The following is a 15,968-nucleotide window of genomic DNA, read 5'->3' on the forward strand; positions in this document are numbered from 1 at the left end:
GCCAGCTGTCCAAAGGGCGCCCGCCGATATTCAGCGGATACGACACCACCGCCGAGTACCATTGCATGAAGTAGGCGCCAAGGCCGCCGATCACRCCACCCGCCAGCGTCCACGGCGCCACATGATCGGGAGGCGCGCCCAGCGCTTCAGCCAGGCCATCGACCGTAAAGGGCGCATAGGCATCAACACTTACCCACCCGGCCGCCCTCACCTGCTTCACGGCCGCCAGCAAGCCCTCGGCCGTCGGATACTCGGCCAGCAGGCCGTACAGCGGCGCGCTCACGCTTCCTCCTTGATCAGATGACGCATCTCGCTCATCGAAATCGCGGGCAGCACGCGCACGAACACCAGGAACAGCCAGGCGAACATCGCAATGGACCCAAACAAGGTAATCCAGTCCCAGATCGTGGGATAGAACATGCCCCAGGCCGACGGCATAAAATCGCGGTGCAGGCTGGACACCACGATCAGGAAGCGTTCCATCCACATTCCCACATTGACCAGAATGCTGGCCGCGAACAGCAGCAAAACATGGTGCCGCGCTTTACGCCACCAGAACAGCTGCGGCGTGAGCAGGTTCAGGGCCATCATCGACCAGTACACCGGCGCATAGGGGCCGGTCCAGCGATTGATGGTCATCGCGGCTTCGAATCTATCGCCGCTGTAGAATGCGGTAAAGATCTCGCTGGCGTAGCCGTAAGCAACCAGCCAGCTGGTTGCCAGCAGCACTTTGGCCGCGTTGGCAAGATGTTTTTCGGTGATGAAATCTTCCAGCGCGAAGGCCCGGCGCAAGGGAATTGCCAGTGTCAGCGTCATGGCGAAACCCGAATACAGCGCACCCGCGACGAAATAAGGCGGAAAGACCGTCGAGTGATAGCCCGGCGTGTTGCCGACTGCGAAATCGAGCGACACTACGGTATGCACCGACACCACCAGCGGAGTCGCCAGTCCGGCCAGCAGCAGATACGCGCTTTCGTAGCGCGCCCAATGCCGCGCTTCGCCGCGCCAGCCCAGGGCGAAGAAGCCGTATATCAGCTGCCGGGCGCGCCGCACGGGAGCGGCGCCGGCCCTGTCGCGCAGGGTGGCAAGATCCGGAATCAGCCCGACATACCAGAACAGCAGCGATACCAGCAGATAAGTGCTGATGGCGAACAGATCCCACACCAAAGGGCTGCGCCATTGCGGCCACAGATTCATGATGTCCGGGTACGGGACCAGCCAGTAGAAGAACCACGGCCGTCCCAGATGCAGTATCGGAAACACCCCCGCTATCGAGGCCGCGAACAGGGTCATCGCCTCGGCAAACCGGTTGATCGAGGTGCGCCAGCGCTGGCGCAGCAAGAGCAGCACGGCCGAAATGAAGGTGCCCGCGTGACCAATGCCGATCCACCATACGAAATTCCCGATCGCGAATCCCCATGCCACCGGAATATCCACGCCCCAGATGCCAATGCCTTTCCAGAACAGCCAGCAGATCGCTCCGAAGAACATCAGCATGCCTGCAAACGTGAACAGAAAACCGCTCCACCAACGCCAGCCCGCCTGCCGCGCCAGGACCTCGTCCGCGATCTTGTCCGAAATGCTGGCATAGCTCCAGCCGGGACCCAGCAACTCGGAGCCGGGCGATTGCGGTGGGGAGGACGGCGTGTTCATGCGAGCCCCCCGTCGACATTGCGCACCCGTGCCGCATAGCTAGTGCGTGGACGTGTATTCAGCTCGCCCAGCAAGGCGTAATTCAGCGGCGAGGCTTTGGCGCGGTTCACGGCACTCGCTGGATCATTCAGGTCGCCGAACACGATCGCGTTAGCCGGACAGACCGCCTGGCACGCCGTCACCACCTCACCATCGCGTAACGGCCGGCCTAGCTGCTCGGCGTCCAGTCGCGCACTGGTGATCCGCTGAAGGCAGTAATTGCACTTCTCCATCACGCCGCGGCGCCGCACGGTCACCTCGGGATTCTGGCGCGCCGCGTCGGCCGCTCCATTGCTTGCGTACTGAAGAAAATTGAAGCGCCGCACCTTGTACGGGCAGTTGTTCGAACAAAAGCGCGTGCCGACGCAGCGGTTATACACCTGTACATTGATGCCCTCCGAATCGTGCTGGGTGGCGCCAACCGGGCATACGGCTTCGCATGGCGCGTCTTCGCAGTGCATGCACGGCACGGGCTGGAAGATGCCGCCGCCATCGGTATAGCGGTCCACGCGTATCCAGTGCATGATGCGGCCGCGCCGCACTTCCTCTTTGCCGACCACCGGAATATTGTTCTCGGCCTGGCATGCCACCGAACAAGCGCCGCAACCGATGCAGGCGTTCAGATCGATTGCCATGCCCCATTTGTACGATTCGTAGGCGAATTGCGGATACAGCGTTCCGGACTTCTCCTTGTCGGCGGCGAAGTGCGGATTGCGCCGGAATTCCGCCACCGTCCCGCTGCGCGCCAGTTCGCGGCCTTCCATTTCCGTGACCTTTTGCGGAACGGCGAAATTGTGATGGCGGCCTGTCGGCGTCACGGTCAGCCACGCGGGGCCGCCGGAACGCGGACGCAGCGGATAAGCATCGAAACCGACGCCATTGCCTACAGCACCGGCCGCGCGTCGGCCATAACCCAGCGGCACGGTCAGGCATCCTTCGGCGTGGCCATGATGGACCCATACCGGCCCTTCCACCGCGCGCTCATCCCCGCCGAGGCGCACGATGTCGCCGCTCGCCAGGCCCAGACCCCGCGCTGTCGCTGGGCCAATCAGAACGGCGTTGTCCCAGGTGATGCCGGTGATCGGTGATGGCAGTTCCTGCAGCCAGCCATTGTTCGCCAATTCACCGGCACCAATCGCCGCCCCCGAGCAGAACACGGCAGGCAGCGCATGCCGCGCCAGAGGAGGGTCAGGCGGCAACGGCAAGACCGACAGCGCCGGCAGCGACATCGCACTGGCGGCACTGCCATCGATCACGCCTTGCTGCAGCGCGCCAGCCCAGAACGCATCGAAACCCCCATCGCCGCGCAAGCGCCGCCATGTGCGCTGAACCAGCGCCTGCCCCGGCAGCCCCGCTTCTCCGTTGAACCATGCCAGCACCGAATGCACCGAACGGCCACCATACAGCGGGTCGATCACCGGCTGTACGATGCCCGCCGTGCCATCGGGGACACGCACATCGCTCCAGTGCTCAAAGTTGTGCGCGGCGGGAATATGCCATGTGCTGACGCGCGCTGTCTCGTCGCGGTACAGGCCGAGGTGAACGGAACAGGGAACGCGGCGCAGCGCCTGCGCAAATTTAAGCGCACCCGGAGCGTCGTAGACAGGATTCACTTCCGCCATCAGCAGGGTTTCGACTGCGCCCGTCTGGATGTCCGCCACCAGAGAAGCCATCGATGCGGCATGCGATTCCGGACGTGCTTCGACTGGCGCAATGGGCTGTAGGGTGCGGCCCATATTCCCAAGCTTTGCGTTCAAGGCCAGGATAATGGCCCGCGCTTCCGGTCCAAGTGCACCGCCGCCCACGACCAGACTTGTGCCGCGATGGCGCTCCAGTGCGCCGATCAGGGCATGCTCCCAACGCGACACTGCGCCGTCAGCCGTGCTGGCCGGTGCGCCGCAGACCTCAAAATGGGCGCCGATACGGGCTACCATGGCCTCGATCCGGCACGGGGCCAGCGCCAGTCGATGATCGGCAGCGATGCCCGTCAGCGATGGACAGGCTTCGACCGCATACAGGCGGCGCGCAAATTTCGGATCGATGGCGCTGCGGCCCCGCACAAACTCGCGCACACATGCCACGCTGGCGCTTCCATGGCCAAGGAAGTCGGCATCAAAACTCACGATCACTTCAGCTTGCGCGGGCTTCAGCACGAAGTCGACCGGACGGCCAAACGCCAGCCGCGCGGCGGCCAGTCCAGCGTCATCGTGCAGCGGATCGTGCTGGTGCCAGCGTGYGGCCGGATACCGGACCAGCAACTGCTCCAGTTGCGCGGCCAGCGTTGGCGAGGTGACTGTGCCGGTCAGAATGCGCAGCCCAGCGCCACCATTCTCCTGCCATGCCGCGCGGCGTGGCGCCAGCGCCTGCTCCAGCATCGTCCAGTCGGATACCTCGCCGGCACGCATGACCAGCTGCGAGCGTTCCGGGTCCCACAGTTGCAGGATCATCGCCTGCGTCTGCGCATCCGTGGCGCCAAAGCTGGCAGGATGATGGGGATTGCCTTCGACCTTGATCGGCCGCCCCATTTCGTTCTTGACCAGCACCCCGGCGCCGTAGCCGTTGCGTACCACGCTGGTCGCATAATACACAGGCTGCCCCGGCACGGACTGCTCCGGAGCGCGCACATAAGGCAGAATCGGTTCCGCCGGCGGCCCGCTGCATCCGGCGCCGGCCAGCGCTGCTGACGCCGCCATCAGCTTGAGCACCCGCCGGCGGCCCTCGAAGTCCGCTTCAGCGTGAATGGGAATGCGTCGGTAGGCGGCCATGATCAGCGATGGCATGTCGAACAATCGGTCAGCCGGCRCTGGCTGTTGATGTGCAGAAGACGCTGCAGGCGCTGCTGCTCTTCGGCCGTCAACGGCGCGCCGGGCTCCATGGCAAACACGCGGTTGAGCGGGCCGATATGATGCGTATCGCTGCGATGGCAGGCCAAGCACCACTGCATATCCAGCGTGGCCTCGCGCTTCATGAGCGGCATCTGATCGACACGGCCGTGGCAGCTCAGGCACGCCACGCCCTTCGCAATGTGGATGCGATGGTCGAAGTACACGAAGTCCGGCAGGTCGTGCACGCGCGTCCAGCGCAGCGGCTTGCCCGACGCCGCGCTGGCGTGCAGCGGCGCGAACACCGGTTCATTGCGGAATAGCTGAGAATGGCAAGTCAGGCAGGTCTGGCTGGAAGGCAGTCCGGCAAAGGAAGAACGCTCCACACTGTTGTGGCAGAAGCGGCAATCAATGCCATCGTCGCCGACGTGGTGCTTGTGGCTGAAGGGAATGGGCTGCGGCACCGGCTCATTCAGCGCGGAAGCCGGGGTAATGGCCCAGCGCAGCAGAATCGTCACGCCAATCAGCAGGCCAACGGCCAGCAAGGCGCCAGCCTTAAGCAGCAAAACAGTGTGGGGACGAAACGCTTGCGGCATGGGATACCTGTGGGCGGCATAGCGGCGACACAGTCGATTCTGGCAGCAATCCCCTTGCCCCGGCGCTAGCTTGCCCGGCAGTATTAAGCCACAGCCAGACCGGTCCGCGTACGCCGAGATCAGGCTTTCGTTGATGGTCGACAGGCAAAACGGCACGCCGAACTCAGCCGCAGCATGTGGCGCTTCATTTCTCCGATCGGCCAGGTCATGCCCAGCAGCCCCATGGAGGCGATTGCCAACGGGATAGTCGCCGCCTCGGCGCTCGTTCAGCCGCCAATATTGCGGAAGGGATCGAGCGCCAGGTCGATCAGGCGACGTTCACGTACCACAATTTCGGCCGTGGCAGTCATGCCGTAGCGCAGCGGATAGGCGATATCGCCCACCTGGTAGCGGTCCTGATCCAGCGTGACGCGGCCTTCATACACCGGCTGCTTGGTCTGCGCGGACGGCTTGGTGGCCGGCGAAATGAATTGCAGCGTGCCGCGGATCAGGCCATAGCGCTGATAGGGAAAGGCGTTGAACTTCAGCTGCACAGTCAGGCCTTCGCGCAGGAAAGCGCGGTCGTGTTCGGCGATTTCAATCTTGAGGATAGGTTTGGCGTCCTTGGGAGCGATGCCGCCCAGCGGCGCGTTGGCCTGGATCTTGTCGCCGGCCTGGGTCGAGGTCACGTCGGTAATGACGCCATCCACGGGTGCCACGATCAGCAGGAAATTGTCTTTGTCGATGTTCTCGAACTTGATGCGCGCCGCCGCCTCGGCCACCAGACGCGCTGTCTGGACTTGCAGGCGCAGCTTGTCTTCGGCGTTGGCTACTTCCCGGTCGGCTGCTTCCGATTGCAGGCGCAGCTTGCTCAATTCCTGTCCGCTGGTTTCCAGCTGCGATTTGGCCTGCGTGGATTCCAGGCTTTGCCGGGCGGACAGTTCAGACAGCCGCGACTGTGCCACGCGCACCGCATTCTCGGCCGCCAGCAGCGCATTCTTCTTGCCTTCGACCTGCAGTTGCGACACGCCACCGCCACCCGCCATGGCAAACAGGCGCGTGTATTTGTCGGCTTCGTCCTTGGCGGCGTCACGGGCGCGCCGCGCGTCATCCAGATTGGTGCGCGCTTCCTGCTGCTGGGCGGCCTGCCCCTGGGACAGCTTGCTGGTGCCCTCCGCCATGCGGCGTTCGTGCTGGCGTTCTTCGACTTCGGTAGCTTCGCGCAGCGCTGCGGCGCGGCGCTCCATCATGGCTTTCTTGTCGGGGAACTCCTTCCAGTCGCGTTCGGCGTCCTCCAGCTTCAGGCGGGCCTCCAGCGCATTCCGGGCGGCTTCAATGGCGCCGCGCGCGTACAGCCGCGCCACGACATCGCCTTTGTTGACCGGCTGGCCTTCTGCAATGAAGATATTGGCCAGTTCACCGTCGATGGGCGCATACAACCGACGCACGTCGGAGGCCGGCACCAGCGTGCCGCCCGCCGTCACCAGCACGTCGGCATGGCCGAAAAATGACCAGACCAGGCCGGCAAACACCAGCGCCACCATCGTGTACACGGTCGCCTGCGTGTAGCGCCAGGGGTCGGCCGTCAGAATGGCGATGCCTTCTGCGCTGTGCTCATCCAGCGCTTCATTGAGCGGTTTAAGGGTTTGCTGACTCATGGCCGTATTGACCTCCAACGAGAGCAAGCTTGCGCGCATCGCTGAGCGCATCGGCGTAAGCGTCGCGGAATGCAGGCACGTGGGACGACATGGTGACGAATGCGCTCTGGTAAACTTCGTTCTGGCTTTCAGCTCCGGGTTGTTGCGGCCCGACTGGCGCATGGCCGCGACCTGGGCAGTGGCCTGCTGGAACTGGCGGGCCTTGAGCGCAGCGATCCAGCCTGGCAGGCCGGCTTTCAGCTGCGCTTCCAGGGCCAGGGCGCGCAGCTTGTTGTTGCCTTGATCGCTGGCCAGCGCTTCGTTGGCGACGGCGGCGGCCTGGGCGTAATGACTGTCCGCCAGCAGGCCCGTGACCTCGCGCTCAGCCCCGCCAATGCGCGACAGGCCCCACGCCAGCACGATCACGACCGCCAGTGCGATAAAGGCGTAGCGGCGGGCGTGGGTCATGTCGGGCTGTCCCTTGCCGCCAAGCGCCGTGTACAGGCCGGACACCAGCACTGCCACTTTGCCCTGCGGCGCCGGCGCTTCGTCGGTGGGCGCGCTGGCGGCATCGGAAGGCTCCGCCTTGGCCGGCAGCGGGTCTGCGCAGAAAATGTTGAGGAAGGAGTCGGCGGCGGCGACAAACGTGGTTTTGTCCGCATCGGCAGCGGCCCGGCTGCTGGCCGTGGTCAGCGCGGCGATCTGGGTCAGGGTCGGATCGGGTGGCGGCGACTCCCATTCCATGCCCAGCCGATAGACGAAGTGATGGCCGCCGAATGCCAGCACGTCGCCTTCATGCAGCGCCACGGCTTGTTCCTCCAGCCGCGTGCCGTTGACGAATGAGCCGTTGGTGCTGCCCAGGTCTTCAACAAAGGGCTGCCCGCCTTTAAGGAAGATATGCGCATGGCGCCGCGACAGATAATGCACCTGGGCCGGATTGGTGTCGCGGTAGCGGGCAAAGGTGGCGTCGGCCTTGCTGATCATGAAGGGGAATTCCGTGACCACGATTGACTGCAGGTCGGTGGGCTCATGCTCCGGCGTCAGCATCAGGCTGGCCAGGCGGGCGCGTGGCGGCTGTACCGCACCGGCCTCCAGCTGCACGCGATAGGACAGCGATTTGCCAAAGGCCAGCACATCGCCGCTCTTCAGCCGGCTGATGGAATGCTGCACCGGGACCCCGTTGACGGTTGTGCCATTCTTGCTGCCCAGGTCCGCCAGATAAACCGCTCCGCCCTCGCAAAATATGCGGGCATGGCGGCGCGACAGGCTCCCCGCCAGTTCCGGCGGGTAGGATGCAAATGGCGCTTCCGTGCGGCCCACGGCAAACAGCGGGTCGTGGATATGGATGGTTTCCAGTTCGGGATGCGCAACCGGTTCCAGCACGATCATCAGCTGCCGTCCCGGCGGTGGCCGGGCTGTGGCGATGGCTGCATCGGGCGCCATGGTGAGCCGGCCTCCTTAGCTTCGCGCCTCGGCGCGCACGTCCACCGGCGGCCAGCCACCACCCAGCGCCTTGTACAGCGTAACGGTGTCGGCCAGGATTTGCTGGTGGATGGCCAGCAAGGCCAGTTGCGCGGCCAACAGTGTGCGTTCGGCCTCGAACACTTCCAGCTGCGTCACCAGGCCTTCCTTGAGCTGGGCTTCAACCTGTGCGGCGACAATAGTCAGACGGTCGGACTGTTCTTGCAGCTCCATGCGCTGACGCCGGTGGGCATCCAGATTGACCAGGGCATTTTCCACCTCCTCGAAGGCTCCGATGACAGTGCGCCGGTACGTCTGCTCGGCGACCTCGCTCTGCGCCTGGCTGGTTTTGATGCGCGCCTTCACCCCGGGATCGAAGATCGGGAAGTTAATGCTCGGCATAAGGCCGAAAGTGAAAGACTTCATCAGCGAACTGAGGGCAAAGCTCGCGGTGCCGCCATGTCCCGTCATGCTGATGGACGGCAGCTGCGCCAATTTGGCCTGACCGACCAGATTGTAGGCTTCCAGCACGCGGTATTCGGCCGCCACCACATCGGGGCGTCGCTTGAGCAGCTGCGACGGCAGGCCTTCCGGCACGACCGGCAAAGCCACGCGCTGCGTCAACGAACCCTGCGGCACCTTGAATTCGCCGGCTGGCGTGCCAAGCAAGGTCGCCAGTGCGTTGCCGGACACGGCGCGCAGACGATCCAGTTCGATCAGGTCCCTGCTCAGGCGATTCAGCTCCGCGCGCTGCTGCAGCACCCGCGTTTGCGGCACCAGTCCATTCTGCAGCATGGCTTCATACGTGGCCAGGATCTGCTTGTTTTTCTCCAGCGCCTGCTTTTGCTGCCTGATCTGCTCGTCGAATTGCAGGATCTGGAAATAAGTGGTCGATACATCCGACACCATGGTCAGATAGCCGGCCCTCCAATCCGCTTCGGACGCCTTGAATTCCGCTGTCTGGGCTTCCACTCCTTTCGCCGTTTTGCCCCAGATATCAATGTCCCAGTTCACCTGCGTGGCGAGGTTGAACTGTTTGCTGAACGGCTGGCCCGTGCTTTTCTCGAAGCTGGCGCCTGCACCGGCATCGAGCGTCGGCAAAGCGCCGGCGCGGGCTTCCTCAATGCCCGCTTGCGCTACCTTGGTCCGTGCTGCCAGGATCTTGAGATCGTAGTTCCCGGCCAGCGCGCGGCTTACCAGTCCATCCAGATAGGGATCACGGAACTGCTTCCACCAGTCCTGCTCGATGATCACGGCTGGCTTCACGGGCAGATTTTGCTGGCTGGACCACGCGTCTTTGGATGGCATATCCGGCGTCTGGTACGGCTTCATGCTGACATCGGCGCAGGCGGACAGCAGCGCCGCGACAGCAAGGGATCGAATAATCGGCTTCATACGCGCGTCTCCCAACCCTTTGAATCGACAAATACCTTGAACAGACCGGCATCCAGGTGACCGGCGCGACATTCTTCCGCGATCAGATCCAGGGCGCGCTCGGACGTAATGGCCTGCTTGTACGGGCGGTCGCGCGCCGTCAGGGCATCGTAAATGTCGCTGATGGTCAGTATGCGCGTTTGCAGGCTGATTTGGCCACCATGCAGGCCCATCGGATAGCCGGAGCCATCCAGCTTTTCGTGGTGGCCGTGCGCGATGGCGGGCACGCCGGACAACTCGCGGGTCCAGGGAATCAGGATCAGGAAGGCATAGGTGTCGGCCACGTGCGCCTCGATCTGGCGCCGTTCGTCGGGCGTCAGGCAGCCCTTGGAGATCGACAGTGCGGTGAATTCATCATCGCTCAGCAGGCGGAAGCCGGATTCGTCCATCCCAACGCAGGCGTGGCAACGGATTGCCTCCAGTTCGCTCAACGGCTCGCTGTGCGAAATGGACGGCTCGTTGGCACGGCGGATGATGTCCATGAAGTCTTCCAGCCGCCGGCCCTCGTCATCCAGCTGCGCGATGATGCGTTCACGCTCAGCGCGCAACGCTGCCATCGTCAGTTCGCCCTGCAAATGGCGCTCTGTCAAATCGCGCCAGGCGTGCCGTTCGAAACAGGCGCGCGCGTAGCGGAAGCGCTGTTCCAGCAGGCGCATATCGGCGTGGTGCAGCTTCTTTTCCTTGCGCAGCACGTGTTCGCGTACGCCAACCTTGCCGAAATCGTGCAGTAGCGCCGCGTAGCGCAGCTCACGGACCTGAGCCGGGCCGAGCGCAGCACGGCGCAAAGCGGGATCGTCCGCATTGGGCAAGGCGATGGCCAGGTTTTCGGCGTAACGCGCCACGCGGAACGAATGGCCTGCCGTGACCGGGTCGCGTTCCTCGATTGCTTGCACCGAGGCGCAGACAAAGCCGTCCAGCAGGCCGCGTATTTCGGAATACAGCTGGAAGTTTTTCAGCGCGACGGCTGTTTCCGCGCACACCCCGGTGAGGATTTCGAGGTCCGCTTCCTGGAATGCATGCGGGTCCGACGACGTATCCACCTGCACCAGGCCAAGAACATCTTCGCAGAGAATCAGCGGCACACACATGACGCTGCGGATTGATTGCGCGACGATCGAGGCATGCGCGGAGAAATGAGCGTCCGCCAGCGTATCGACCGATAGAATGGCACGTTTCCGGTGCAGGACTTCGTCCACGATGGTGTAGGAAATGCGCACCTGCGCCGGATCTAACACCGTCCCGTCACGCCGCCGCGCCGCCACCGGCACGGGCGGATCGCTTTCCTTGTTGCGCAACATGATGAAGGCGCGCTCGGCCAGCGGGAACAGATCGAAAATGAAGTTCATGATCTTTTCGATCAGCGTGGCCTGGTCGGTCACCGCACCCAATGCGATACTTGCCTGCGCCATGGCGTGCAGCCGCTGTACGCTCTTTTCCAGATCGCTGCGGTCGGCGCTGACCGGGTCCAGTTGCGGCGTGAATTGGGTGGCATCGACCGAGCGCGTGATCAGTGTGGGTGTTTCGCCACGTTCCGGCAGCAGCAAGGAATGAAAGACCAGCTGTGCCGATGCCAGCGACAGTTCGTCGCCGTCGTGCAGGGCGTGCCATTCACCCGGCGCCAGGCGCTCGCCCAGCACGAAAGTGCCATTTCGGGAATGCAGGTCTTCAACCACATAGCGCGCGCCGCGGCGCTGAATGCGCGCGTGGCGGCGGCTGATGGTTTGCTCGGGAATGCACAGGTATTGATCCGCGCCCAGCGCATCCTGGCGGTCGCGGCCAATGACTACTTCATCGTGCAGAGGAAACACCGCGGGCTTGGTCGATGCCGTCCCCAGCCATTCAAGATAGGCCCTGACCGGGCCGCCCGGTTCTGGAAATGAGGCATTCGGTTCCATAGGCCCATCCGCACCATCCCATCACTTGACGGTGATTGTGATTTTCGGCGACTTCACCGGCGGCGTGTGCGGCACATGGTTTTCATCGCCCATCAGCAGCTGCAAGGTGTGCTTGCCGGGCGGAAGTTCCAGCATGGTTTCCGTTTCGCCCGCGCCGAAGTGCAGGTGGTTGCGGTCGGATGGAATCTCTTTCCCCGGCGGCGGCAGGTCGGTGTCGATCAGCAGGTGGTGGTGGCCGGTGTTGTTGAAGGCCACACCTTTCGGCGCCACGCCCATATAGCGCAGGCCGAACCAGACGCGGAACGGCTTGCCACCCTGGATCACCGCGCCGTCGGACGGCCAGCCGATGTAGCAGTAGGCATTCGCGGGAGCGTCCGCCGCACTGGCCGCCCCGCCGAAGATGGCAGCGGAAAAGGCCGCCGCAGCGAACAGATTGCGCATGATCGTCTCCTTCAGCGCACCGTGATTGTGATCTTCTTCGATTGCACGGGCGGGTTATGCGGGATATGGTCCTTGTCCCCCAGCAGCAACTGTAGTGTGTGCTTGCCGGGCGGTAGTTCAACGCGCGCCTCCGTCTCTCCCGCACCGAAATGCAGATGGTTGCGGTCGTTGGGGATCGCTTCAGTCAGTGGCGGCAGATCGGTGTCGATCAGCAGGTGGTGGTGGCCGGTATTGGCTACCGCAGTACCCTTGGGCGCAACGCCCATGTTGCGCAAACCCATACGGACCCAGAATTTGCCGCCATCGATGACGGTGCCGTCATGAGGCCAGATGAAATACACCTGCGCATTTTCGGGCGCCGCAGTGGGATCGGCGAGGACGGGAGCAGCCTGCATACTCAGCAGCAGGCAAAGAATCACAGCAATACGCATGATCGAATCCTCCAGCCGAGACTATACTGATGGGGGGGAGACTTCACTATCTAAATCTGGCACACTATTACCCGGATCGCAAGGTCAATTCCCATCCAACGCAGCAAGAAAGAGGGGCCGCGCATGTGGCATAAACTTCTGGTCGTTTGCGTATTGGCGATGCCAGCTCTCGCGCCCACAGCGCAAGCGCAAAACAACAATTCAGACATAAAGCTTGCTGGTGTGGTTCCCAAGAACAGCGCTGAGCAGTTCGAGCTCGCTTTCTGGGAATCGATCAAGGACAGTGACCATATCAGCGATTACGAAGCTTATCTGAAGGCCTATCCAAAGGGCCGCTTCRCCGCCCTGGCAGAGGCRCGCATTGCCCGTTTGCGCGCAGGCCAGGCGCCGGCCAAGTCCGCCACGCCCGCCGCACCGTCGCCCGCGCCGGCGGCGCCGCCGAAGGTCGTCCACGAACCCACGCGCCCTGCCCCGGCCAAGGAAAGAGAACCTGCCGCCGCGCCAGCAGCGGCGGCAGCGGCAGCAGCAACTGCTGCCGCGCCGTCCACCCCGGCGAGCCGCGCTGCCRGTGCGGAGTTCAAGGATTGCCCGGCCTGCCCGGCCATGATTCCGCTGTCGGCCGGCACGTTCACCATGGGCAGCAATAGCAGCGATCCGAGCGAGAAGCCGGCGCACTCGGTCACGATCAAGACGCCGTTTGCGATCGGCAAATTTGAGGTCACCGTACAACAGTGGAATGCCTGCGCCGATGCGGGCGCATGTGCGAAAGCCAGCGCGGCGGCGGGCACCAATGGCGCCGCTCCGGTCCGCGATGTGAGCTGGGATGATGCTCAGCAGTACCTCAAGTGGCTCAGTAGCACCACCGGACAGGCTTATCGTCTGCCGACCGAGGCGGAATGGGAATATGCCGCGCGTGGCGGAAGCGCCACACGATATTGGTGGGGCGAACAAATGGCCAATGGCAAGGCCAACTGCAAGGATTGCGGACAGCCGTGGTCTGCCGACGCACCGGCCAACGCGGGAAGCTTTGCGGCGAATGGCTACGGCTTGTACGACACCAGCGGCAGTGTGTGGGAATGGGTCGCCGATTGCTGGCACAACAGCTTCAAGGATGCGCCATCGGATAGCCGTGCCTGGGATCAGTCGGCGTGCACCGTGCGCGTGATTCGCGGCGGCTCGTGGCGCGAAGGTGCGGCCTATATGGTTGCTTCCACCCGCTTCAAGTACGACGCGAGCGTACGGCACTCGCAGAATGGCTTCCGCGTGGTGCGCGTGGCCAAGTAGCCGCAAGCGATTGCGCTGATTGCAACTTGGGCGGCTTCAGCGCTTGCGTGCTTGCGTGTTGATCTGCAAGAAGTCGACTGCGATCTTGTCCCCGGCGCCGCGGGCGCGGATCTGCTCCAGGCGAGAGGCCACGTCGGCCAGATAGCGTCCGCCGGGCTCGGACACGGTCCGGATCGAATCGAACAGCGGTGTTGGCGTGGTCAGCAACACCACCAGTTCGCTGCCGAACGGTTTGCCGATGCCCCACTCTCCCATGCTGCCGATGGTGGCGCTGTAGTGCGGCGGTGCGCGGTTGTCGCGCGAACGGGCATTCGGCAGCAAGTGCACGACATTGCCGTCCAGCGAGTAGTAATCGACGCTGATAAAGGATTCCGTGGCGGCGGTGGTGACGTCGACCATCAACGAGTCGCCTTCCGTGAGGATGGTGTGGCCGTTCGCTCCGGCTGTAGCGAGCCGGATCGCGGCGCCGCCACCCGCGCGGCGGTGGGCAGTCCAGTACGGGCCGTAAGTATTGATGACGGCGCATTTGTCCGGATCGACGGACTGCACGTTTAGGCTAACCGAAGCCACACCAGGCACCGCACCAAGCAACTCCTTGAGACCGGCCGTCTTCGGCGCATATCCTTGCACGTCGACGGCCCGGCCGTTCACCGAAGGCAGCAGGGCGGAACAGGGAACTTTGGCCAGCACTGAAGCCAGCGACGCAACGGTAGGTGGAGCGGCCGGTGCTGGTGCTGGTGCTGGTGCCGGTGGCGGTGTTGGTGCCGGTGCAGCGGCAGGCGCGGACGCCTCCCTCGCTGCGGCCGCCGGCGAAGATGCACCTGCCAGCACCGGCGCCGTGGCCGGCACGTCAGACCCACTTTCCGACGACGGCTGCGTGGGTGCAACAGGCGGAGCGGCGCCATCGGATGGCTGCATAAACCGCCATGCGGACACGCCAGCGACGCCAATCAGCACAACGGCCGCAGCGCCCGCCAGCGCTGTCGGCGCATGGCGCGCCATCGAACTCTCTCCTGCAAACTCGCTCATGAACCGCGCCGCCGTTGGCGTCCGGTCATTGCGCTCCAATGCCAGTCCCGCCTTGAGAGCATGCCACTCCGCGCGTCCCAAGCCCGCTGGGCGTTGCGGCTTCATGCCCGCCCCGCGCGCCTGCAGCGCCGACATCCGATTAAACGGATGATGCCCCGTCAGCAGCTCATACGTGATGCATGCGAGCGCATAAATATCATCGCGCGGATCAGGCTCGCGCTGCTCCAGCATCTCCGGGCTGGCATAGGCCGGTGTCAGAGCGCCAAGGCTACCGGGATCGAACACCGTCACATCGACGTCCTCTTCCGTCTTCTGAAACACGCGGGCGATGCCGAAGTCGATCACCTTCACGTCACCGGAATCCATCAGAAACACATTGCCCGGCTTGAAATCGCAGTGTACGAAGCCCCGTCCGTGCGCGTACGACAAGGCGTTGCCCATGCCGTTGACAATGCGCTTCACATCCGCGCATGGCAGCCCCGTAAAGCCGGGTGCACGCAGCACCTGGCTCAGTGGTTTGCCGCTCAGCAGTTCCATGGTCAGGTAAACCATCGCACCGTCGCGGTCGAAGTCGTAGACCGATACGATATTCGGATGCGCCAGCGCCTGCGCCTTGCGCGCCTCGCGCTGCAAGGCGATCAGCGATTTGGGATGGCCGCGGAACTGAACGTTCAGCACCTTGATCGCAATGTACGGCTTGCGGTCGGACGCCTCCAGCTTGCGCAAGTCGAGCGCCTTGTAGACCGTGCCCATGCCGCCAAAGCCGATGCACTCCTCCAGCACGAAGCGGCCGTTGAGCGTGTCGCCCACGCCCTTCATGCGTTCCATGTCGGCGCTCTCGGGCGGCGGCATCGATAAAGGAGGCGGACGCGACGATGGAGAAGTCGGCGGCGGAGGTGGTACCGCGCTCGGCTTGGTCTGCACAAAGGTGTCGTCGCCGCCCATGCGCTGGCGCGCAGCGATCAGGCGCTGAATGCGCCGCTGCACTTCCGAATAAACGTCGCCTTGAAGCGGTGCGCGTGCGTGTTCCTCGCTCAGCACTTCCAGCAAGCGGCCGCCACTTTCGGGAGCGCTTTCGAGGACTTGATCAAGCTGGGCGAAAAACTCCGGACGCTGCAAGGCGCCGTTTTGTAATTGATGTATCGCAGTCGCGAGGCTAGCCATGGCTTTGTTCGGGTAAAGCCCAACCTATTGATTGGAGCCTAGCATGAATAAATCGAGGATCAAGTGTTGGTAGCCCCAGTTGTTGTAAGCGGCCATACAGCGC

The 15,968-nt window shown here is 63.7% G+C and carries 11 protein-coding genes and 1 pseudogene; 1 reads left to right on the forward strand and 11 read right to left on the reverse strand.

Translation table 11 applies throughout. From position 1 onward, the window contains the following. The 10 genes and pseudogenes from AB4Z11_RS13250 to AB4Z11_RS13295 all read right to left on the reverse strand — a co-directional run. Positions 1 to 283 (reverse strand): DUF3341 domain-containing protein (locus tag AB4Z11_RS13250; protein WP_442025718.1); only part of this gene is annotated, 283 nt, incomplete at its 3' end. After that, on the reverse strand, positions 280 to 1,653 hold the full coding sequence (gene nrfD, locus AB4Z11_RS13255) for an NrfD/PsrC family molybdoenzyme membrane anchor subunit (RefSeq protein WP_442025719.1): 1,374 nt from the start codon (positions 1,651 to 1,653) through the stop codon (positions 280 to 282). The genes nrfD and AB4Z11_RS13250, both read right to left, overlap by 4 nt. Next, the gene (locus AB4Z11_RS13260; RefSeq protein ID WP_442025720.1) at positions 1,650 to 4,472 is read right to left on the reverse strand and encodes a 4Fe-4S dicluster domain-containing protein; all 2,823 of its coding nucleotides are present in this window, start codon (positions 4,470 to 4,472) and stop codon (positions 1,650 to 1,652) included. The genes nrfD and AB4Z11_RS13260 overlap by 4 nt, the downstream gene beginning before the upstream one ends. Then, positions 4,460 to 5,110 (reverse strand): cytochrome c3 family protein, encoded by a 651-nt coding sequence (locus AB4Z11_RS13265; protein ID WP_442025721.1) that lies wholly within the window; start codon positions 5,108 to 5,110, stop codon positions 4,460 to 4,462. Before AB4Z11_RS13265 ends, AB4Z11_RS13260 begins: the two co-directional genes overlap by 13 nt. A 266-nt stretch (positions 5,111 to 5,376) precedes the next feature. Next, complete coding sequence (locus AB4Z11_RS13270) at positions 5,377 to 6,747, reverse strand: HlyD family efflux transporter periplasmic adaptor subunit (protein WP_442025727.1); 1,371 nt, start codon at positions 6,745 to 6,747, stop codon at positions 5,377 to 5,379. Between the two features lie 762 nt (positions 6,748 to 7,509). Beyond that, a pseudogene (locus tag AB4Z11_RS13275) lies at positions 7,510 to 8,169 on the reverse strand (FHA domain-containing protein); the annotation flags it as partial. A gap of 15 nt (positions 8,170 to 8,184) precedes the next feature. After that, positions 8,185 to 9,582: an efflux transporter outer membrane subunit gene (locus AB4Z11_RS13280; protein ID WP_442025722.1), complete on the reverse strand. Its 1,398-nt coding sequence runs from the start codon at positions 9,580 to 9,582 to the stop codon at positions 8,185 to 8,187. Continuing rightward, the gene (locus AB4Z11_RS13285) at positions 9,579 to 11,516 is read right to left on the reverse strand and encodes an HD domain-containing phosphohydrolase (protein WP_442025723.1); all 1,938 of its coding nucleotides are present in this window, start codon (positions 11,514 to 11,516) and stop codon (positions 9,579 to 9,581) included. The genes AB4Z11_RS13280 and AB4Z11_RS13285 overlap by 4 nt, the downstream gene beginning before the upstream one ends. A gap of 21 nt (positions 11,517 to 11,537) precedes the next feature. Further along, on the reverse strand, positions 11,538 to 11,957 hold the full coding sequence (locus AB4Z11_RS13290; RefSeq protein WP_442025724.1) for a DUF4399 domain-containing protein: 420 nt from the start codon (positions 11,955 to 11,957) through the stop codon (positions 11,538 to 11,540). Between the two features lie 11 nt (positions 11,958 to 11,968). After that, positions 11,969 to 12,352, reverse strand: coding sequence for a DUF4399 domain-containing protein (locus tag AB4Z11_RS13295; protein WP_442025728.1), 384 nt, complete (start codon positions 12,350 to 12,352; stop codon positions 11,969 to 11,971). 258 nt (positions 12,353 to 12,610) lie between these two features. On the opposite strand from AB4Z11_RS13295, the gene AB4Z11_RS13300 reads away from it, so the two are divergent. After that, the gene (locus AB4Z11_RS13300) at positions 12,611 to 13,672 is read left to right on the forward strand and encodes a formylglycine-generating enzyme family protein (protein ID WP_442025725.1); all 1,062 of its coding nucleotides are present in this window, start codon (positions 12,611 to 12,613) and stop codon (positions 13,670 to 13,672) included. Positions 13,673 to 13,708: 36 nt separating this feature from the next. Here the strand turns inward: AB4Z11_RS13300 and AB4Z11_RS13305 are convergent, their stop codons facing one another. Continuing rightward, entirely contained in the window at positions 13,709 to 15,865 is a 2,157-nt protein-coding gene (locus AB4Z11_RS13305; protein WP_442025726.1) for a protein kinase domain-containing protein, read from the reverse strand. Positions 15,866 to 15,968: the final 103 nt, after the last annotated feature.

The sequence above is a fragment of the Pseudoduganella sp. RAF53_2 genome (genome assembly GCF_052113985.1).
Taxonomy (GTDB): Bacteria; Pseudomonadota; Gammaproteobacteria; order Burkholderiales; family Burkholderiaceae_D; genus Rugamonas.

Bases quoted from the DNA above. Each gene is read 5' to 3' on its own strand.
- AB4Z11_RS13295 (WP_442025728.1), bottom strand. From the start codon at position 12,352: ATGCAGGCTGCTCCCGTCCTCGCCGATCCCACTGCGGCGCCCGAAAAT.
- AB4Z11_RS13270 (WP_442025727.1), bottom strand. From the start codon at position 6,747: ATGAGTCAGCAAACCCTTAAACCGCTCAATGAAGCGCTGGATGAGCAC.
- AB4Z11_RS13290 (WP_442025724.1), bottom strand. From the start codon at position 11,957: ATGCGCAATCTGTTCGCTGCGGCGGCCTTTTCCGCTGCCATCTTCGGC.
- nrfD (WP_442025719.1), bottom strand. From the start codon at position 1,653: ATGAACACGCCGTCCTCCCCACCGCAATCGCCCGGCTCCGAGTTGCTG.
- AB4Z11_RS13305 (WP_442025726.1), bottom strand. From the start codon at position 15,865: ATGGCTAGCCTCGCGACTGCGATACATCAATTACAAAACGGCGCCTTG.
- AB4Z11_RS13280 (WP_442025722.1), bottom strand. From the start codon at position 9,582: ATGAAGCCGATTATTCGATCCCTTGCTGTCGCGGCGCTGCTGTCCGCC.
- AB4Z11_RS13285 (WP_442025723.1), bottom strand. From the start codon at position 11,516: ATGGAACCGAATGCCTCATTTCCAGAACCGGGCGGCCCGGTCAGGGCC.